Consider the following 19,278-nt stretch of genomic DNA (forward strand, 5'->3'; position numbering starts at 1 on the left):
GCAGATCATGAGCAAAAAACAGGTAGCCACTACCCAGGCGCCCGGAGCCATCGGGCCATACAGCCAGGCGATTGTCACCGGAAGCTGGGTCTATACTTCAGGCCAGCTGGGAATGAACCCGGAGACAGGCAATTTGGCAGATGGTGTGCAGGAACAGGCCCGCCAGTCGCTGGGTAACGTTAAGGCCATTCTTGAGGAAGCAGGTCTGACAATGGACCATGTGGTGAAGACGACGGTATTCCTTAAAGATATGAACGATTTTGCTGCAGTAAATGAAGTATACAGCACATTCTTCACCGAGCCGTATCCGGCCCGCAGTGCGCTGGAGGTTGCCCGTCTGCCGAAGGACGGACTTGTCGAGATTGAAGCGGTAGCGCGCAAGAAATAACAGCACTTATCTACAGCAAAAGCTGCCCCGGCCATTATAATGGCCGGGGCAGCTTTTTTAGTACGCCCAGCATGGGCGTCATCTCTAGGGTGAAAGTCCCGAGCGGGGGCTGGCAAGCGCCTACCGTTAGCCAAGGGCAAGGGTGTCTACCGCGAGGTGGAATCTGAAGGAAGCCGGAGGCAAAAGCACGACCTGAGGTACACGAATCCAATTTGAGGCGGTTGCAGCCGGATGAGTCACCTAGACATGACGAAATCCTAAGCTGCCAAGGGCTGCAATCGTAAACTTGGGCAGGTGCGGGCGGAAAGATGACGTTCTTATCTGGGGAGGCCTGTCCGGTATGCAAGGAAAAAAAACTTGTAACCGTAACCGAGAGGTTGCGCTGAACGGGCAGGAGTCAGCAGAGGCCATAGTACGTAAACTGTTGCAACAGTTTACGGAAGGGCTGAACCGAAAGGAGAGAGGAAACCGATGCGTTCGCATGAAGAGCAACGACAGCCGAATATCTCGCAAGAGAGCTGCCAGCAAAGAGAAGCGGTGAAGCCGCCAGGGTATGCTGGAGCGCCGAGTTCTTCGTCGGCACAAACCGCCCCTCCCTCTCGCAAAGCAGCGAACAACTTGCTGGAGCGAATGCTCGAAGGAGACAACCTTCGGCTCGCGTATAAACGAGTGGTACAGAACGGAGGAGCCCCCGGTGTGGACCATGTAACGGCAGCGAATCTACAAGCTTACTTGAAAACACATTGGGAACCGGTGAAAGCCGAACTTCTGGCGGGAACTTACAGACCTGCGCCAGCCAAACGGGTGGAAATCCCCAAACCCGGAGGCGGCGTACGGCTGCTGGGCATCCCGACCGTGATGGACCGTTTTCTCCAGCAGGCTCTTCTACAAGTCATGAATCCGATCTTTGACGCAGAATTCTCGTGGTACAGCTACGGCTTTCGACCCGGGAAAAGTGCACATGACGCAGTAAAACAAGCGCAAAGATATATCCAAAAGGGTCTGAGGTGGGTCGTGGACCTCGATCTTGAGAAATTCTTTGACCGGGTAAATCACGACATGCTGATGGCGAGAGTGGCGCGGAAAGTGACAGACAAAAGAGTGCTGACACTGATTCGCGCGTATCTAAACGCCGGAGTCATGGTGAATGGAAAGCTGGAGCACAGCCAGGAAGGAACGCCGCAAGGCGGTCCGCTGAGCCCGCTTTTGGCAAACATTCTGCTGGATGATCTGGATAAGGAATTGACCGTACGTGGCCTGCACTTTGTACGCTATGCGGACGACTGTAATATCTTTGTGGCGAGCAAACGAGCTGGCGAACGGGTCATGGAATCGGTTAGCGGGTTTGTAGAAGGAAAGCTAAAACTGAAAGTGAACCGGGAAAAGAGTGCAGTCGCCAGACCTTGGCACCGGAAGTTTTTAGGATTCAGTTTCCTGAGCCAGAAACAGGCAACCATTCGATTAGCACCGAAGACCATTTCGCGATTCAAGGAGAGAATCCGTGAACTGACAAACCGAACGTGGTCCATTTCCATGGAAGAACGAATTTGCCGACTAAACCGTTATCTGATGGGGTGGCTTGGCTATTTCCATCTAGCGTCGGCGAAGAAACACCTCCAAACGCTGGACCAATGGATTCGGAGAAGGCTGCGAATGTGCCTGTGGAAACAATGGAAGCGAGTGCGCACACGAATCCGCGAACTCCGGGCGCTTGGGGTGCCTGAGTGGGCCTGTTTCACGATGGCCAACTCGCGGCGAGGCGCATGGGAAATGTCCCGGAATACAAATAATGCCCTCCCGACTTCCTATTGGGAAGCGAAAGGGCTGAAAAGCTTGCTTTCACGTTACTTAGAGCTTTGTTAACCTTTTGGAACCGCCGTATGCGGACCCGCATGTACGGTGGTGTGAGAGGACGGGGGCTTGCCGCCTCCTCCTACTCGATTCATATAACTCTGCTTAATACCTGCTCCGGCTCCGCGAGGCGAACATCAGCCAGATGCTGTAAAGCAGCAGCAGTCCGGCAGCGACCGAAGCGGTTACGAACACGCTGCCGGCATCCCTGTGCTCCAGGCCGATAGCGAGGAAAGCCCAGGAGAAGACAAGCGGATAAATAAAGTCGCGGTAAGGGTAGCTGACGGCAATGGCGAGCAATGCGCCTACACAGAGCATGATAACGGCCCAGGTGGTGTCGCTGAGGCCAAAGCCATTCCAGTCATTCTTCTCCAGCACGGTGCTCACGTTCACTATAGTGGCTACGGAAATCCAGCCCAGATAGATGCTGAAGGGCAGCTTGACCAGCAGTTTTTCACCCAAAGAAGGGTTATTAATGTTACGGGTTTTGCGGTAGATGACAATAAGTGATATCAGCAGCAGGCCCATGGCGGCCACTGACAGCTCGATGTACAGATAGTGCCAGAGAAACAGCCAGCTCATATTAAATACGCAGCTAAGCACAAACCAGATGCCGAGGGATCGTACAGAATCCCTGGACCCGGTATCAGAACGCAGCTGATATACTACGAACCCTGCGAGCAGCACATAAATCAGCGACCAGATGGAGAAGGCATAGCCCGCCGGTGTGAGATACGTATAGTATTTGTCTGAAATCTCTCCGGTAGTGTTGCCGCCCAGCGGCAGCGTTACAGAAAGAACATTTACAGCGATTACGCCCAGAAAAAACAGCAGGTTCAGCCACTTATACGGATTATTGCTTCTCAATCGTCTCCACTCCCTAACTTGTTAGTTTTGTGTAAGGTAATGTCTGAGTCTACATAGAATATACCCGCTTTACCTGCAGTTAAGACCATCCGGGACAAAAAAATGACCTTTGGGTCATAAAATTTGCGGATAGCTCTCCGTACAGGCGGGGTAATATCTATTCAAAAGCAGCCGAAGGGGGAAAGAGGAATGGAAAGCAGCGAGGCAATTCGTCCCGAAAAAATGGGGCCGTTAATTATGAAGGAAACATGGAACACGCCCGGCAGTGTTGTATCCTGGGAACGGTCAGAGAATGTGTATATCGTCCGTGGGGAACGTGCAGGGATTGTTTTTTTCTTTTTAAGTGATGAAATGTTCCGGATGAAGGTGTTCCGCAGCCAAGTGCCGGATCTGACCACATCACCGGCGGTGCTGGCGGATTGCTGCATCCCGCATCTTTTCCCTGTAGAAGAGACCGGGGAGCAGCTCATTTTCACTACAAGCGCCATCCGGCTGATCATTGAACGGACAACCTTTCAGATCCGTGTGGAGAATATGGCCGGCCAAGTGATTATGCAGCAGAATCTGGTCAGCTGGAATCCGCGCGGTGCGAGCCATGCCGAGTACGATATGCAGCCGGATTCACATTTTTACGGGCTGGGGGAGAAATCAAGCTTTCTGGATAAACGCGGGGAAAAATACACGAACTGGAACACCGATGTGTTTGCGCCCCATTTGCCGGAGATTGAAGCGCTCTACGAATCGATCCCGCTGCTGATCCACATGCATGGGGACCTCACTTACGGCTTATTCTTGGACAACACGGGCCGGAGCGAATTCGACATGCGTTCCCACGGGGTGGCTTTTACCATCGGCTGCTCGACAGGCGCTTATGACATTTATTTTATTAACGGGCCGGAAATGAAGGATGTCGTCAAAAGATACACTACGCTCACCGGAAGAATTTCGCTTCCTCCCAAATGGGCAATCGGTTACCACCAGTCGCGTTACAGTTATATGAACCAGCAGGAAGTGCTGACCCTGGCCAGAACCTTCCGGGAAAAGAACATCCCCTGCGATGTGATTTATCTGGATATTCATTATATGGATGAATACCGGGTATTCACCTTTGATCCTGTAAATTTCCCTGAGCCGGATAAAATGATCAAGGAGCTCGGGGAGCTTGGCGTGCGCATTGTACCGATCGTCGATCCCGGCGTCAAAAAAGACCCTAATTACCAGGTGTATAAGGAAGGTGTGCTTGAAAAGCATTTTTGCCGCAGGCTGGAGGGAGATATCTTCTTCGGTGAAGTGTGGCCCGGTATCAGCGCATTCCCGGATTTCAGTGATGTACGCACGGCTGAGTGGTGGGGGGAGCTGCATAAATTTTATACCGACCTCGGCATTCAGGGGATCTGGAATGATATGAATGAGCCGGCGGTGTTCAATGAGAGCAAGACGATGGATCTGGATGTCATGCATTTTAACAACGGGCGTCCGGTAACGCATGAGGAATACCATAACCTGTACGGGATGATGATGTCCAAGGCGACTTATGAAGGACTGGCAGAGCATATGGCGGGTGAACGCCCCTTTGTGCTGACGAGAGCGGGCTATGCCGGAATACAGCGTTATGCCGCTGTCTGGACAGGGGATAACCGCAGCTTCTGGGAGCATATGGCGATGGCGATGCCGATGGTGCTGAATATGGGACTGTCGGGGCTGGCGTTTGCGGGACCGGATATCGGCGGCTTTGCCCACCATACCTCGGCACAGCTGCTGGTGCGCTGGACACAGATGGGTGTCTTTTTTCCATACTGCCGCAATCACTCCTCCATCGGAACACTGCGCCAGGAGCCCTGGTCATTTGGTGAAGAAGTGGAAGGAATTCTGCGCGAATTCATCGGCCTGCGCTACCGCTGGATGCCGCATTTGTACAATCTTTTCCGGGAAGCGGAGCTATCCGGGCTGCCGGTCATCCGTCCGCTGATTCTGGAGTATCCGCGCGACCCGCATGTCGTTAATCTATGTGACCAGTTTCTGCTGGGCGACAACGTCCTGATCGCTCCGGTGTACCGTCCGGACACAGACCACCGTTCTGTCTATTTGCCGGAAGGCTGCTGGCTGGATTACTGGGATGGGGAGGTTCATGAAGGCGGACGGCATATTCTCGCTGCTGCACCGCTGCATATTATGCCGATGTATGTGAAGGCAGGCAGCTTTGTAGCCGAAGGCCCGTTAAAACAATACGCGCTGGAGGAGACGGATGAGCAGGTGATTTTTCATCTGTACGGTGCGGAGGCGAAGGAAGGATTTACGGCTGCATTCTCATTGTATGAGGACGACGGCCACAGCTTCGGGTACAGAACGGGCGGGTATTCGCAGCTTGGCGTGCAGGCTGAAGGAAGTGCCGGAATGCTGCGGCTGAACTGGTCCTATGCGGCCCGGGATTTTGCGCCGGAGAGAGAAACGCTGCGGTTTGCCCTGTGTTATCCATTCTTTAAGACTGCTGCCGTCGAGGGACTTGGCGAGATAAGTCTCGAGCAGCTTAAGGAAGGGAAGAGAGGCTGGGCGCGCAACGGTAAAAGCGGAGCGATTATTATCCAGGTGGACGATGATCCGGCTGGCGGAGAGCTGAGGATTCAAGCGGTCGAATAGTCTGGTGTTGTTGGGGGTCTCAGAAGCCGTGAAGCGGCTTGTGGGGACGCCCCTTTTTGTTCGTGGATTTGGGGAGGAGCAATTGGAAAATCATACAGTGGACAGCCCGGAAGTAATGCCGAGATACCGGAAACCCTCAAATTATATATAAAATCTGCAGAAATTATGCAGAAACGTTTTTAAATATTGGCTTTTTCGTATAAGATGAAGGGATGAAGAAAAAATCTTGCGGGACCGGCAACACCTGTGCCCGATTGACAATATATTTCTTGAGGAGAAGGATAAGGTCTCTGAAATTTAACCCGACCGGCTCTTTCTCCTTGCTCAAAAGACAGGAGATCATCAATGATTAAGCATCTGTATGCAATATGGTTAGGGGACGTATTATTCTGCTTCTCAGGCGAAACTTCAGAACCGAAGGTCGACGCGTGGACTCGTGTGGTCAAACGGCTGGAATTCCGCGGGGGGGGGCGTCCTTTTGCGGGTGCTGCGCTCAGGCTGGCAGAAGTGAAATATCCGGCAGCCGCCCCCGCCGAAGGCAGACCTGCAAGGCGCGGCCTGCCGGGGCGTACGCTTGAAGGGCTTGCGCTGGCGCCGAAGGATGCCTTTGAGCTTCTGTTGGCCTGGGACGAGCAGCAGTGCCGATCCCAGGGGCTGGAGCCGGGCGGCGAGCTGCGCTACTGGGCCGCAGCCGCCAGGTTCGCCCTTGAGCTGATGGGCACCGGAGGCATCGTGCCCGGAGCGCTTCCGCCGCGGCCTGTAGGCTCACGCCGCCGCGGCGGCGAGCAGGCGGCATTGACGGGCTGGTCTCCGGCTTTCCGGCGGGAGCCGGACAGGGAGTACTTTCTGAAGCTGGCAGCTTCAATGCCGGTGCTGGCGCTTGGGACACATGTAGCCGAAGAAGGCGATTTGTCGTCACGTGAAGAAGCGGGCGGATACGTGCTGTATTCCTTCCTGCAGGCCGTGATGACTGCCGAGATCAAAAGAATCGTCGCGGGTATCGAAAGCGAGCTGGGACCTTACAAGGCTAACTACCGCCGCGGATACTCGCCTTTGACCGATTTGTGGTGGAATAGCCTGCTGACCGGCAGCCGTGAGATCCCGGTTCAAGGCACTCCCGCTGAGGTAACGGAGCTGCTTGCGGTTGTGAACAGTACGGCAGCAAATGAAGTGCCGCATGCGGAAGCCGCAGAGGCGCGCACCGGCCAGCTTGGACTGGGCCTGCGCCTGGAGCCTCCTGAGGGTGAGAGTGAGGTGTGGAACCTGACTTTCTGGGCCGAGAGCCGGGATGAAGGGGAATTCTGGCTTCCGGCTGCAGCCATCTGGGGCAGCAGGGAGCGGGAGTTTACCCTGTGGGGGATCAAATACCGGAATATCCAGCAGCAGCTGCTGGCTGCACTGGGCAGAGCCGGCAGAATATCGCCGGACATTCAGCATGCGCTGAACATGCCGGCACCCACTGGTGCTGAACTTGCGCCGGAGCGTTTATATTACTTCCTGAAGGAAAGTGTACAGCGGCTGCGTGAACGGGGAATTACAGTACAGATGCCATCCCGCTGGAGCCGTGAAGGCCGGCGGAAGGTCGGGATGAAGATGAAGATGCAGCCGCCTCCCGGCCTTACGGAAAGTCCGGTACAGGCTGCACTTGGTCTGGAGGAGCTCATCTCTTTCCGGATTGAAGCGTCGCTCGGCGATCATTCGGTCAATGAAGAGGAATTGAATGCACTGGTGGAGGCGGGAGTGCCTTTTGTGCAGTTCAGGGGAGAATGGATAGAGGTTGACCCGAAGGAAATCCGCCAGGTGCTGAAGTATATGAAACGGCATGAAAGCGGAGAGATGACGGCGGCTGACTGGATGCGCCTTGAAGCCGAGGATGAGGAGGGCAGGCTCTGGAAGGGAATGTCCGTAACAGGCATGGAGACGTCCGGCCTGCTGTCGTCCCTGATGCGGGGCGATATTCTGCGCAATCTGCCCATGCGTACAGTTCCTCCCGGCTTGCATGGAACCTTAAGACCTTACCAGGAGCGGGGATTCCAATGGCTGGCTGCACTCAGCGGCCTCGGTTTTGGGGTCTGTCTCGCTGATGATATGGGCCTCGGTAAAACGGTACAGGTGATCACCTGCCTGCTGGACCGCGCTTTGAACGCGCCGCCGGAAGAAAAACACGATCCGGTGCTGATTCTGTGCCCTACCTCACTGCTTGGCAACTGGCAGCGGGAATTGCAGCGGTTTGCCCCTTCGCTCAGCCTGCATATTCATCATGGCGGCAGACGGGTCCGCGGCCAGGGCTTTCGTGAGCTTGCCGCAAGCCATGAAATTGTACTGACGACCTACCACCTGGCAGGCAGGGACAGCGAAGACCTGGCCGGTGTGCATTGGTCCACTGTCGTGCTGGATGAAGCGCAGTATATCAAGAATCACCGCACCAAGCAGGCGCAAAGTGTCATGAAGCTGTCTGCTCCGCACCGTATAGCAATGACCGGAACCCCGGTGGAGAACCGGCTGGGCGAGCTTTGGTCGATTTTTCATTTTTTGAATCCGGGATATCTGGGCAGCTATCATTCATTCCGCCAGCGTTATGTTTCGGGTGAGGGAGGCGACCGGCTGCGGGAGCTGCACCGTCTGGTGTCCCCGTTCCTGCTGCGGCGGCTCAAAAGCGACCCGGATATTTCCAAGGATCTGCCTGAGAAGCTGGAGCTGAAGTCCTACTGTCCGCTCACGGAGACACAGGCGGCACTCTACCAGGGTGTGGTTGATGAAATGCTCGGTGTAATCGGTGAACGTTCCGGTATTGCCCGCCGGGGGCTTGTGCTGTCATCCTTGACCAAGCTGAAGCAGATCTGCGATCATCCGCAGCTGTTCAGCAAAGAAGAAGGCCGGAGTACGCGCAGTGACCAGTCGGGCAAAATGGAAGTGATGTACGAGGTGCTGGACAGCATTTCCGAGCTTGGAGAATCCGCGCTGATCTTCACACAGTATGTGGCGATGGGCGAGCTGCTCGTGGCAAAGCTTGCCAAGCGTTACGGCAAAGCACCGTTGTTCCTGCACGGCGGAATCTCCAAGCGGGAGCGGGATGAGATGGTGCATGCATTTCAGGAAGGTGAGGGACCGGCATTCTTCGTGCTGTCTCTTAAGGCTGGCGGCGTAGGATTGAATCTCACCAAAGCCAATCATGTGATACATTATGACCGCTGGTGGAATCCGGCAGTAGAGAACCAGGCCACTGACCGGGCATTCCGGATCGGGCAGCATAAAAATGTACAGGTACACAAGCTGATCTGCCAGGGAACGCTGGAGGAGCGGATTGACGAATTGATTGAACGCAAAAAGAATCTGTCCGAGCAGGTTGTCGGTTCAGGAGAAAACTGGCTGACCGAAATGTCGAATCATGAGCTGAAGGAGCTTATTGAGCTTCAGGGACAGGACTGGATGTAGGGATAAAAGCAGGGGGACAGGGAGGATCAACAATGGACGGACAACTGAAGCTGAAACTGGAAATACTCCCTGGAGCGGTAAAAGTGACGGGAGAAGCAGGTAAGGCTGCCGCTGACCAAAAGCGGCCTGCAGGGCCTGTTCAGACACTGCAGGCTCCTTGCTGGACTGATGAGCAGAAACGTGAGGTGCTTCATTATATTGCAGAGCATCCCGGTGAGCTGTATGAGCTGCTGCAGGGCAGGTTAAGCGGCGGACTTGCCGGTTATAAGGTGCTGCCGGCGGATGAGGAATGGACGGTTTCCGGTGCTGACCATGAAGCGCCGGACTCTGGCAGGCTGCCGGAAAAGATCCGGCGGCAGCTGGCAGAGGAGCCCCTGCTTGGCTTTGCGCTCCGCGGGTTAGATAAAGAGGAGCTGCTGTCCGGTGTATTTGCGCTTTGGGCGGAAGAGGAGAACGATCCGGGTGAAGAAGTAAAACAGCCGCCGGCCGGCACTCTTGCGGCAGAGCTGGCCCGCCTGGAGCGCAAAGGTCCTGCCGTATCCACAGGGGAATGGCTGGCGGAGGCGGCTGCTGAAGGCTCGCTTCATCAGCCGGGACCCTTGTTTCATGAAATAGCCGCCAGGCCGTTTCCGGCCTCCCCGGTAATTGACACGCCGCCAGAGCGCTGGAGTGATTTGCTTCATGCCACTCCGCGTGCGGAAGAGGGGCTTGTGCTTATTATGCGCCGGGTAGCCGAAGCTGCCGCCCGGAAAGCAGCCAATCTGGATCAATAAAAGAAGGCGGTACTTACAGCTGAATGCCTGCTGTAAGTACCGCCTTTATTGATAATTATGACTCCTGAGGATTTCCGTCACCGGTGCTGCTCTCCTCGGACAGTTCCAGAATTTCCCTGCGCAGGCGGAGCATCTTCTGATCCAGCTCATCGGCAGCGCGCGCAGCTTCTCTGAGCTCTTCGGCAACATGGGCCGGAAGCTGCTTGTCGAATTTATAGTAAAGAATATGCTCCATGCTGGCCCAGAAATCCATAGCCAAGGTGCGCAGCTGAATTTCAGCCTTTACCCAGCGGGTGCCTTCCAGCAGTACCAGCGGGATGGCCACGATAACATGCAGACTCTGGTAGCCGTTCGGCTTAGGCTTGGCGATATAGTCCTTAATCTCCAGCACGCGGATATCTTCGCGGACACATAAATGATCGACAAGACGGTAAATATCCTTTACAAAAGCACACACAATCCGCATGCCTGCAACATCGTGAATGTGCTGCTCCATATTTTCCAGCGTAAACTTGTGTCCCTTGCGCTGCAGCTTCTGCAGAATGCTCTTCGGCTCTTTGATCCGGCATTTAATATGTTCAATCGGACTGAAGCCGTCGCGGACCTGCCATTCGGTTTTGATGATATCAATCTTATTCTCAAGCTCGTTGAGGGCATGGCGGTAAAGCGCCGGCAGTGCTTTGAAATCCTCTATCTGTTTGGCAAAATCCTCATTAACCTGCCACTTCTGCAGATCCTTGACATGCACCTGCAGCTGATTCAGCGTAACCTCTGTACTATCGTATTCTTCCACTGAGACTCTCCCGGGTTTCATTATTTGTACTCCCTTATTTTAACCGATGCAGCCTGTTTGAAGCAAAAAAAAGCACCCGGACTCCTGTGAAGGCTGGAGTGGCCGGGCAGCGGGACCATGCATTAAAGCGTTCCCACGAAATTTCAGGCGGAACATTCTCTCCGCAGCGGCGTATTAGCAAACATAAAGCTGGCTACAAAGGCGTACTATTTGTTGGTAGGCGAGCCTCCATCATACCCTGTATCCTGGTATCCGGTATTCTCCAGCTTTGGCAGAACGCCCAGCTCTTCAATGGTCCTGCGTGTATCGGGTGTCCCGTATTGGTGCAGATGCTGATAGAGCCTGATTGTACCGTCATCAAACTGGCGGACAGCGTCATCATGATCGGCGGATTTGTAGGGCACAAAGGCCCGGCGGAATGCGTATTCATCCTCCTGTGACAGTTCTTTCAGCAGGTCCTGAAGAACGGCAAGCTCTCCCTCGGTGAGGAGGACCTCAAATTCATTGGAGTCATTGCGCACTTCCTGAATCAGCCCGTGATTAACGGAGACGAAAAACGTTTGTTTCTGTTCTTCCGGCAAGATTGATCCCTCCATCTTTCGGTAAGGTTCGCCACGGTCATTTTTACTTATAAATACACAGTACGACAAATAATGAATCTGTCCGGGACATTTGGTATGATAGAAGCACGTTTCCGCTTTTGTACGGATCGTTATGGGGTTATTTGTTCTCACTTTGGAGAAGGAGGAACTACAATGAATTTTTTACAACGGATAAAAGACGGTGCTAACCGGGTGAGTGAAAAAGCGCAAAACTCAGTGGAGATCGGCAAGCTGAATGGGCATATTTCCGATATCGAACGTGAGATGGACATTGAATTTACGAAAATGGGAAAAATCTTTTATGAAGGGTACCGTTCAAAGGATCTTTCTCTGGCTGAAGGCCAAATGGTCGAGCTGTCGCGCAACTGCCTGAGGCTGCAGGAGCAGATCGACGAAATCCGCTTCCGGATTGCTGAACTTAAGAATGAGCGGCTCTGCGAATGCGGCAATGTGGTGGCGCTGGACGCCAACTTTTGCCCGAAATGCGGACGCAAGCTTGTTGATCCGGCACCGAGAAAAGAAGCCGCTCCAGTGGCAGTGCATCAGATCCATGAGGAAGAGGATGAAGAGGATCAATATTACGGCGAGGACGAGCTGACGGAAGAGGAGAAAGAGCTGGCCAAGAGACCTGAGCAGCGTGTGGTGTACAGCGAAGTGCTGTCGATCGATGATGAGCCGCTTGAAGGTTATACCGGAAGCCAGCAGGATACAGACCGCTCCCGGCGTGAAGCCGATCAGCTGGAACGGGAGCGGGAAAGGCAGCTTGAGCTGGACCGGCGCATCCGTGACTGGAGAGCCGGGGAGCCGGAGGAGGAAGCTGCAGCGGCGTCCGGGGAAACCGAAGGTGTCCGTGATCTGGTCAAATGCCAGATCTGCCGTGCCGACCTGCCGAAGGGCTCCATGTGGTGTCCGCGCTGCGGTTCGGAACAGATCTAATCAGGAGTTACAGTCAGCTTAGGGGGACAACATAGATGGAACAGTTGCTGCTGCATCTGCGCAATTTGGGTTTCACGGAGATGGAATCCAAAATTATGGTCGAGCTGGCCACCAAAGGCCAGGCTTCGGGCTATGAAGTGGCCAAACAGCTCGGAGTATCAAGATCCAACGTGTATGCGGCACTGCAGCGCCTGACTCAGCAAGGTTATGTAAGATGCGGCGAAGGGGACCCGGCACGCTACAGCGTGCTGGACCCGGAAGAGCTGGCGACAATGATCTCCGGCAGGGTGCAGGCTTCGCTTGCTTATATGGAGAGTGAAATGCCGCGCGGCGGTCACGTCAGCCCGTCCTTTTATAATGTGGAAGGTGAACGCAATGTTATGGAGGAGCTGGTCCGCCAGCTGAATCTTGCCGGGCAGGAAATTGTGGTGGATGTATGGCGTGAAGAGGCATCGCTGCTGCGCAGCGAGCTGGAGCAGGCCGAGCTGAGGGGCGTCAAGCTGCTGTGGGCTTTTAACGGCGGCAGTGAAGCATCGGCACCGTATCCGCTCTGGCCGCCGCTTGGCGGGCAGTCCCGCAGAGGCGGAGGGCGGAAGTTCTCTTTTGTGATCGACCGCAGCTGGTGCATGCTTGGCATGCGTTATGAAGACGGGAGTGCACAGGCTGTTGTAACCGAGCATCAGGTGATGATCGAGCTGCTCCTGAATCATTTTACACAGGAAATGGTGCTCTTCGAGCTGGAGGAGGACATGGGCTCCGAGCTTATGAGACGTTATGGGGAACGCTACAGCCGTATATTCAGTAAATATGTACCTCAAGAAATGGATGAGGGTAATGATGACCTGGAGCAGGAAGTGCAGAGGGAACCGGCAGATAAGCCGGAGGAAAACTGACTTTGCGCAGGTCGTAGGTCGGGTTGGGGAGGTGAAAGCATGGAATGTATAATTCATTTTGACGTACAGCATCCTGAAGGTCCCAAATCATTGCGCGGGCTGCTGTTTCTGGAACCCGGAAAGGTTCCGACTGAGAGTGAGCTGATCGGGATGTTCAAGGACATGAAATTCGACGTGCGCCTGGAAGACAGCGAGAAGCTGATTTTCAAGCCGGTGAATCCGGGAGCCAATTATTCGGAGATTCGTATTACCAGCTTTGACGGCGGTAAGCCGGGCAGTACCGAAGACCGTGAACTGAAGTCGATTGTCGGCAATCTGCTGCCGCAAAAACCAGCCGGTCTGTAGAATAAGGCATAGGACCAGGTTCATTTGAAGGCGGGAGGAGGAGCACAGGATGAAGCTGCTGAAACAAAAGGTGACCGATGAAGGTATTGTTCTCGGTAAAGGTGTGCTCAAGGTGGATTCTTTTCTGAATCACCAGATGGACCCGTTTCTGATGCGTGAAGTCGGACGGGAGTTTGCCTCGCGTTTTGCCGGAGAAGGCGTGACGAAGGTGCTGACCATCGAATCCTCGGGGATTGCCCCCGGTATTATGACGGCGCTTGAGCTTGAAGTTCCGCTGATTTTTGCCCGCAAACAGAAGTCGCTGACCCTGACAGAAGATATCTATGTGGAAAAGGTCTATTCTTTTACCAAGCAGGAAAGCAACGACATCACCGTCTCCAGAAAGTTCATCGCTCCGGGCGAACGTGTGCTGATTATCGATGATTTTCTGGCGAACGGGGAGGCGGCCTTCGGGCTGGCCCGGATCGTGGAGCAGGCGGGAGGCAGCGTGGCGGGCATTGGCATTGTAATCGAAAAATCCTTCCAGCCGGGCAACCGGCTGTTGAAGGAAGCGGGTTACCGTGTGGAGTCCCTTGTGCGGATCGCTTCCCTGGACGATGGTGTTGTTACCTTTGTGGAAGAGTAGGCCGGTTGAGGGCTGGATATATGGAATCCGGCTGTTGAAACTGGAGAGAGCTGGATAGCAGGTCCCCGTCTTTGTCGGGGGCCTGCTTTTTTTGGGTTAGGAGGTCCGAGGTTGAAAGGGCGTGCGCATGCTTGCAAACGAACTGCCTAATCTTATCGCCGATTGTCTAATGCACAAACTGCAGCAGAATGCCCGAACGTCAGAAATTTGGAGGTTGTGAGTGTATAAAGTGCAGCAGATGATCCGCGCTGAATAAAAAGTATCCGGAATGCGTGCGGCGTTTGCTGAGGAAACCTCAATATAGCGTAGACACACTGAGGGGCTTTAGGCGGAATAATAAGCGGCGGTATGGATGCGCGGGGAGCAAAGTTACTTTCTAGAGGCATAGTACGGCATAGAGCCATAGTGCGGCGCGTTGATCAAACTAAGTGGAATTTCTCCACCTTATTTCTGGATGGAGGCCTTTTTGAAGAGGCTAGTTGGAAAAACTCCACTTAAAATACCGGATTTCATCCTCCGGACGGTATATGAGCCATTTTAACTGGAGAAATTCCACCTAGCGTTGATAAAATACGAGAAATAGCCGAATTAAGCGGAGTTTTTCCAACTAATTATAGTTACTGGGATGATGGTGTACTCCCGGAAGTCTGTAAATTTCCCTACCTCACCAATAGACGGCTTTAGCTGCATAATCTACAACTAAGAACGCCTACAACGTGCGTTAAGGAAGCCTTAGTACAGCGGCGGCACACGGAGGGAGTTTACGCGAAATAATGAGCGGTGGTAAGATGCGCGGGAAGTAAAAGTTACTGTATAGAAACAAAGTACGGCATAGAGCCATAGTGCGGCGCGTTGATCAAACTAAGTGGAATTTCTCCACCTTATTTCTGGATGGAGACCTTTTTGAAGAGGCTAGTTGGAAAAACTCCACTTAAAATACCGGATTTCATCCTCCGGACGGTATATGAGCCATTTTAACTGGAGAAATTCCACCTAGCGTTGATAAAATACGAGAAATGGCCGAATTAAGCGGAGTTTTTCCAACTAATTATAGTTACTGGGATGATGGTGTACTCCCGGAAGTCTTTAAATTTCCCTACCTCACCAATAGACGGCTTTAGCTGCATGATCTACAGCTAGGAGCGCCTACAACATGCGTTAAGGAAGCCTCAGTACAGCGGCGGCACACGGAGGGAGTTTATGCGAAATAATGAGCGGTGGTAAGATGCGCGGGGAGTAAAAGTTACTGTATAGAAACAAAGTACGGCATAGAGCCATAGTGCGGCGCGTTGATCAAACTAAGTGGAATTTCTCCACCTTATTTCTGGATGGAGGCCTTTTTGAAGAGGCTGGTTGGAAAAACTCCACTTAAAATACCGGATTTCAACCTCCGGACGGTATATGAGCCATTTTAACTGGAGAAATTCCACCTAGCGTTGATAAAATACGAGAAATGGCCGAATTAAGCGGAGTTTTTCCAACTAATTATAGTTACTGGGATGATGGTGTACTCCCGGAAGTCTTTAAATTTCCCTACCTCACCAATAGACGGCTTTAGCTGCATGATCTACAGCTAGGAGCACCTAGCTGCTGGCGTGGCACGCCGCAGACACGCCGTCCTGCGTGCCGGCTGCCGCAAGCGGCGAGAGCACGCGCAGCGCGCCCGGCTCGCACCGCACGACCAGCGGCGCCGTGCCGAGCGCCTCGCCGTCGCCGATAGCGTGGCGCGGCGCGGCGAAGCGGACAGCCGCGCTGTGTCCGCGCAGCATCGTCACGAAGGGCAGCCCTACGTGCCTGCCCTTCAGCAGCGTCGGGAACAGCCGCAGCACCTGCGCGCGGCTGCACCCGTGGACGACGCAGACGTCGAGCAGGCCGTCACCGGCCTCCGCCTGCGGGCAGATCAGCAGTCCGCCGCCGTAGCTTGGCAGATTGCAGACCGAGACGAGCCAGGCTTGCTCAAAGGTCTGCTCCTTTCCGTCGCAGGTCACGCTCACCCGGCAGGGCTTGAAGGTCATCAGCGTATGCAGAATGCCGATGATATAGGCGAGCTGTCCGGCGCCGATGGCGTTGCACAGACGTTTGTACGGGCCGTTATTCACATTGACGGCCACCTGGGCATCAAAACCGCTGGCCACGGCGGTCAGCGTGTAGCCGCCTGAGCCGGAGAGCAGATCGGCATCCAGGCAGCGGTTTTGCAGCGCGGTGTCCAGCGCAGCCTCCGTGTTCAGCGGGATGCCGAAGCCGCGCGCCGTGTCGTTGCCGGAGCCGGCGGGGATTACCGCCAGCGGCACTCCCCTGCGCCGCAGCGCGCCCAGCACGCTGTGGATCGTGCCGTCGCCGCCGACGACGATGGCGGCGAGCCAATCCCCGCGGCGTGCGAGCGCCTGCTGGACCTGTGATTCCGCACTGCCGCTGCTGTGTGTGAACAGGGTCTCGTAGAGGACGCCCCGTGACTGAAGCATGCCCTCCACGCTCTCCCAAGTCCGCTGCCCTGCTCCGCCCCCTGACCGGGGATTTACGATCAATAAATACATTCACTTTCCTCCTGCTGATTCCTGCATGTCCTTCTTCCATTGTACGAACTGCAGCGGCAAAAGGGAATCCGAAAAAAGGCAACAGCGCCGGCGGGAGGGGGAAAGCATGAAGTATGAAGCGATCAGTTTGAACCTTGAACTACGAACCTTGATGCATAGGCCCCCACTCCTAAACTAGAATCTCTTCTTACAAAACACAGATGCCACTGGCAGGTTTAATGGCCTATCGCCTACAGGAGGTATACTGGCCTATCGCCTACAGCTGGCGCAGCTGGCTTTCGGCCAGATGGCCTGCCCAGGGCAGTTTATACCACCGGCCGCCCAGTGCATGATAGATCATCAGCAGCCAGACCGCGAAGGTGGCGAGGGAGACCAGGGCGCTGATAAAAGCGCCGATGAGCGGAAGGAAGCCGCAGAGCACATGGACGATCATAAGCGCGCCGAAAGTGATCAGGGATTGCAGGGCGTGAAACAGCACGAAGCGGCTGCGTTTTTCCAGGGCGAGGAAGACGATGCCGCCTATGAAGGGGAAGAAATAGCATATGGCAGCGGCGATATGCTCCGGAAGACCGGTGGATGATCTGAACGGGGACACAGGAAATCACACTCCTTGGTGGGGGAGCCAGCCCTTCCAAGAGCAGAAACAGGCTCATTGGAAGCGGGGCTGCACCCTCCTTCTTCCTTATGAGCCTATGTTTTGTCCGGGCAAAGTATGTGAAAGGAATAGATACTTCCCAGCAGGTTTCCCTCCTGAAGTCAATGCATCTGCCTAACTGTTCATCGCCGGAATAATATACTGCTCTACGAGCCTGCGCGGATGCTTCCACTGTCTTACCGCACTCTCAGCGGTGAAGATGACCGCCGCGTCAAGCTTCGGCAGGAGCAGGAGCTGCTGTCCGCCATGCCCGTGGGCAAGCCGGTAGGGCTGCCCGGACATCGTTCCGTTCCAGAACTGGTAGCCGTAGTCCCCGAAGGCGGGATAACCGGGCGTCTGGGCAGTGAAGGCCTCCTCCAGCCACTGCTGCGGAATAATCTGCTGTCGGCCGTATGACCCGCCCTCCAGCAGACAAATGCCGACTTTAGCTAAATCACGTGAGGTCAGGTACAGTCCGATATGGCCCATGCTGTGACCCTCGGCGTTGGGAAGCCAGGCCGCATTGCCGATCCCAAGCGGGCCGAAGAGATGCTCTCTGGCATAGGTGAAGGCATCAACGCCGGTGGTCTCGCTGAGCATGACGGAGATGAGGTGGGAATCGCTGCTGCGGTATTGAAACCGGCCGAGATGCTCGTCGTCGATCTGCAGGCTCAGCGCATAGGAAGCCCAGCGGCGGCTGCGCTGGAGATTCCGCACCAGCGGTTCTCCAAGCTTCTTGCCGGTAATCCACCGGAAGCCGGCGGTCATGGTCAGCAGATGGCGGAGTGTAATCTCTCCGAGCCGCGGGGAATGAAGGAAAGGGACATGCTTCTGCAGGACCTCTGTGACAGGAGTATGCACTTCCGGCATATGCCCTTTAACGACGGCGATTCCGGTGAGCATAGAGATAAAGCTTTTGGTGGCGGAACGGAGATCATTGAGCATTCCGGCATGAAAACCTCCATAATACCGTTCAAATATCAGTTTCCCGCGGCGGACGACAAGCATACTATGCATTTTAGAGTATCCCTTCAATACAGCCTGATGTGCCTGTTCCAGCTTTTGGCCGCAGACCCCTGCATCCTCAGGAGCAAGCAGTTCGATCACTGGTGCTGTATTGTAAGGCTTGTTGAGCAAAGACAGCTGCTGCTTCATAGCCGACCTCCTTCTTAGCGTATCAAAAGCATGTATTTGTGTGGACATCTTATACAAGTTTCTGCGGTTTACGGATATACTATTTTAACCAAAAGCCGGCTCTTTCACTTGTAGGACTTGTCATAAAATTTGAAAAAAACCATACGCATATTTTACAAGGAAAGGTGGAACTTGGACCGGAATATGATACAATATAACGATAAGGCCCGAAAGGAGTGATTCAGCAAGTGGCTCTTCGGGTAAGTAAAGTGTCAAGATGTCAGTGTGCATTGATATCTTACTCTCAGCCCAAATCACGACGAACCTGCTTCACCGGCAAGGCGGACTTTCAGAACACTGGAACCCAATATGGCGGATAATGCAAGCGACGTAGGTATAACGGTTTCTTGTCTTGCATTTCGAAGTTACGGCGGACTTTTCATCATGCATTCTCTACAACGGAGCATTCATTTTCAATGTTTTGGGAGGGAACTGATCATGGCAAGTAAAGGTCATAACGAAGTCAAGGAAAGTCTACGGGAAATGACACGCATTTTCCGGCCCAAAGATCCCAAGAAATTTGTAAAGGAGTACGTCCGGAAGTATCGGATCACAGGAGGCTATGAAGAAGAGCTGACTATGGTCGTGGAGCATGAGCTGGTAAGAATGAACTCATCGGTCTCCTGATAGAACAGCCAGGATTGTGCTGTGCTTTTGACAATGGCAATTTAATGATTATATCCATGAGGATTCTCATAAACCGTGTCCGGTCGGCGTCTGCCGCAGGAAACGGTTTTTTTTGCGCATTTTTACAGGATTGACAGGTGTTGA

The 19,278-nt window shown here is 54.1% G+C and carries 16 protein-coding genes; 10 read left to right on the forward strand and 6 right to left on the reverse strand.

The annotated features are described in order from the left end of the window. Window positions 1–7: 7 nt before the first annotated feature. Window positions 8–388 (forward strand): RidA family protein, encoded by a 381-nt coding sequence (locus C2I18_RS14645; protein ID WP_249901867.1) that lies wholly within the window; start codon window positions 8–10, stop codon window positions 386–388. Between the two features lie 471 nt (window positions 389–859). Then, on the forward strand, window positions 860–2,251 hold the full coding sequence (gene ltrA / locus C2I18_RS14650; RefSeq protein ID WP_249901868.1) for a group II intron reverse transcriptase/maturase: 1,392 nt from the start codon (window positions 860–862) through the stop codon (window positions 2,249–2,251). A gap of 93 nt (window positions 2,252–2,344) precedes the next feature. Here the strand turns inward: ltrA and C2I18_RS14655 are convergent, their stop codons facing one another. Next, window positions 2,345–3,106, reverse strand: coding sequence for a tryptophan-rich sensory protein (locus tag C2I18_RS14655; RefSeq protein ID WP_249901869.1), 762 nt, complete (start codon window positions 3,104–3,106; stop codon window positions 2,345–2,347). 189 nt (window positions 3,107–3,295) lie between these two features. On the opposite strand from C2I18_RS14655, the gene C2I18_RS14660 reads away from it, so the two are divergent. The 3 genes from C2I18_RS14660 (at window position 3,296) to C2I18_RS14670 (ending at window position 9,951) form a co-directional block, all read left to right on the forward strand. Next, window positions 3,296–5,743, forward strand: a complete 2,448-nt coding sequence (locus C2I18_RS14660) for a glycoside hydrolase family 31 protein (RefSeq protein ID WP_249901870.1) — start codon at window positions 3,296–3,298, stop codon at window positions 5,741–5,743. Window positions 5,744–6,088: 345 nt separating this feature from the next. Continuing rightward, window positions 6,089–9,178 (forward strand): DEAD/DEAH box helicase, encoded by a 3,090-nt coding sequence (locus C2I18_RS14665; RefSeq protein WP_249901871.1) that lies wholly within the window; start codon window positions 6,089–6,091, stop codon window positions 9,176–9,178. Window positions 9,179–9,210: 32 nt separating this feature from the next. After that, window positions 9,211–9,951, forward strand: a complete 741-nt coding sequence (locus tag C2I18_RS14670) for a hypothetical protein (protein WP_249901872.1) — start codon at window positions 9,211–9,213, stop codon at window positions 9,949–9,951. 55 nt (window positions 9,952–10,006) lie between these two features. Here the strand turns inward: C2I18_RS14670 and C2I18_RS14675 are convergent, their stop codons facing one another. Continuing rightward, on the reverse strand, window positions 10,007–10,765 hold the full coding sequence (locus C2I18_RS14675) for a GTP pyrophosphokinase (RefSeq protein WP_249901873.1): 759 nt from the start codon (window positions 10,763–10,765) through the stop codon (window positions 10,007–10,009). A gap of 185 nt (window positions 10,766–10,950) precedes the next feature. Continuing rightward, a complete protein-coding gene (locus C2I18_RS14680; protein WP_249901874.1) occupies window positions 10,951–11,325 on the reverse strand; it encodes a hypothetical protein in 375 nt (124 codons plus the stop codon). A gap of 174 nt (window positions 11,326–11,499) precedes the next feature. Between C2I18_RS14680 and C2I18_RS14685 the strand changes: the two genes are divergently transcribed. Genes C2I18_RS14685 through C2I18_RS14700 form a run of 4 tightly spaced genes read left to right on the forward strand, consistent with a single transcriptional unit; the run spans window position 11,500 to window position 14,145 of the window. After that, window positions 11,500–12,282 carry a zinc ribbon domain-containing protein gene (locus C2I18_RS14685; RefSeq protein WP_249901875.1) on the forward strand — a complete coding sequence of 261 codons (783 nt, stop codon included), beginning with the start codon at window positions 11,500–11,502 and terminating at the stop codon, window positions 12,280–12,282. Between the two features lie 35 nt (window positions 12,283–12,317). Further along, a complete protein-coding gene (locus C2I18_RS14690) occupies window positions 12,318–13,175 on the forward strand; it encodes a TrmB family transcriptional regulator (protein WP_249901876.1) in 858 nt (285 codons plus the stop codon). Between the two features lie 39 nt (window positions 13,176–13,214). After that, on the forward strand, window positions 13,215–13,520 hold the full coding sequence (locus C2I18_RS14695) for a hypothetical protein (protein ID WP_249901877.1): 306 nt from the start codon (window positions 13,215–13,217) through the stop codon (window positions 13,518–13,520). Between the two features lie 49 nt (window positions 13,521–13,569). Next, the gene (locus tag C2I18_RS14700) at window positions 13,570–14,145 is read left to right on the forward strand and encodes a xanthine phosphoribosyltransferase (protein ID WP_249901878.1); all 576 of its coding nucleotides are present in this window, start codon (window positions 13,570–13,572) and stop codon (window positions 14,143–14,145) included. Window positions 14,146–15,728: 1,583 nt separating this feature from the next. On the opposite strand, the gene C2I18_RS14705 is transcribed toward C2I18_RS14700, so the two are convergent. From C2I18_RS14705 to C2I18_RS14715, 3 genes are all read right to left on the reverse strand, one after another. Beyond that, window positions 15,729–16,679, reverse strand: a complete 951-nt coding sequence (locus tag C2I18_RS14705; protein WP_249901879.1) for a diacylglycerol/lipid kinase family protein — start codon at window positions 16,677–16,679, stop codon at window positions 15,729–15,731. 256 nt (window positions 16,680–16,935) lie between these two features. After that, complete coding sequence (locus tag C2I18_RS14710; RefSeq protein WP_249901880.1) at window positions 16,936–17,274, reverse strand: DUF4870 domain-containing protein; 339 nt, start codon at window positions 17,272–17,274, stop codon at window positions 16,936–16,938. 174 nt (window positions 17,275–17,448) lie between these two features. Continuing rightward, on the reverse strand, window positions 17,449–18,468 hold the full coding sequence (locus tag C2I18_RS14715; protein ID WP_249901881.1) for a serine hydrolase domain-containing protein: 1,020 nt from the start codon (window positions 18,466–18,468) through the stop codon (window positions 17,449–17,451). Window positions 18,469–18,945: 477 nt separating this feature from the next. On the opposite strand from C2I18_RS14715, the gene C2I18_RS14720 reads away from it, so the two are divergent. Beyond that, window positions 18,946–19,134 (forward strand): hypothetical protein, encoded by a 189-nt coding sequence (locus C2I18_RS14720; RefSeq protein ID WP_019913840.1) that lies wholly within the window; start codon window positions 18,946–18,948, stop codon window positions 19,132–19,134. Window positions 19,135–19,278 lie beyond the last annotated feature (144 nt).

The organism is Paenibacillus sp. PK3_47 (genome assembly GCF_023520895.1).
Taxonomy (GTDB): domain Bacteria; phylum Bacillota; class Bacilli; order Paenibacillales; family Paenibacillaceae; genus Paenibacillus_AQ.

Bases quoted from the DNA above. Each gene is read 5' to 3' on its own strand.
- C2I18_RS14645 (WP_249901867.1), top strand. From the start codon at position 8: ATGAGCAAAAAACAGGTAGCCACTACCCAGGCGCCCGGAGCCATCGGG.
- ltrA (WP_249901868.1), top strand. From the start codon at position 860: ATGCGTTCGCATGAAGAGCAACGACAGCCGAATATCTCGCAAGAGAGC.
- C2I18_RS14660 (WP_249901870.1), top strand. From the start codon at position 3,296: ATGGAAAGCAGCGAGGCAATTCGTCCCGAAAAAATGGGGCCGTTAATT.
- C2I18_RS14665 (WP_249901871.1), top strand. From the start codon at position 6,089: ATGATTAAGCATCTGTATGCAATATGGTTAGGGGACGTATTATTCTGC.
- C2I18_RS14670 (WP_249901872.1), top strand. From the start codon at position 9,211: ATGGACGGACAACTGAAGCTGAAACTGGAAATACTCCCTGGAGCGGTA.
- C2I18_RS14675 (WP_249901873.1), bottom strand. From the start codon at position 10,765: ATGAAACCCGGGAGAGTCTCAGTGGAAGAATACGATAGTACAGAGGTT.
- C2I18_RS14685 (WP_249901875.1), top strand. From the start codon at position 11,500: ATGAATTTTTTACAACGGATAAAAGACGGTGCTAACCGGGTGAGTGAA.
- C2I18_RS14690 (WP_249901876.1), top strand. From the start codon at position 12,318: ATGGAACAGTTGCTGCTGCATCTGCGCAATTTGGGTTTCACGGAGATG.
- C2I18_RS14695 (WP_249901877.1), top strand. From the start codon at position 13,215: ATGGAATGTATAATTCATTTTGACGTACAGCATCCTGAAGGTCCCAAA.
- C2I18_RS14700 (WP_249901878.1), top strand. From the start codon at position 13,570: ATGAAGCTGCTGAAACAAAAGGTGACCGATGAAGGTATTGTTCTCGGT.
- C2I18_RS14705 (WP_249901879.1), bottom strand. From the start codon at position 16,679: ATGTATTTATTGATCGTAAATCCCCGGTCAGGGGGCGGAGCAGGGCAG.
- C2I18_RS14715 (WP_249901881.1), bottom strand. From the start codon at position 18,468: ATGAAGCAGCAGCTGTCTTTGCTCAACAAGCCTTACAATACAGCACCA.
- C2I18_RS14720 (WP_019913840.1), top strand. From the start codon at position 18,946: ATGGCAAGTAAAGGTCATAACGAAGTCAAGGAAAGTCTACGGGAAATG.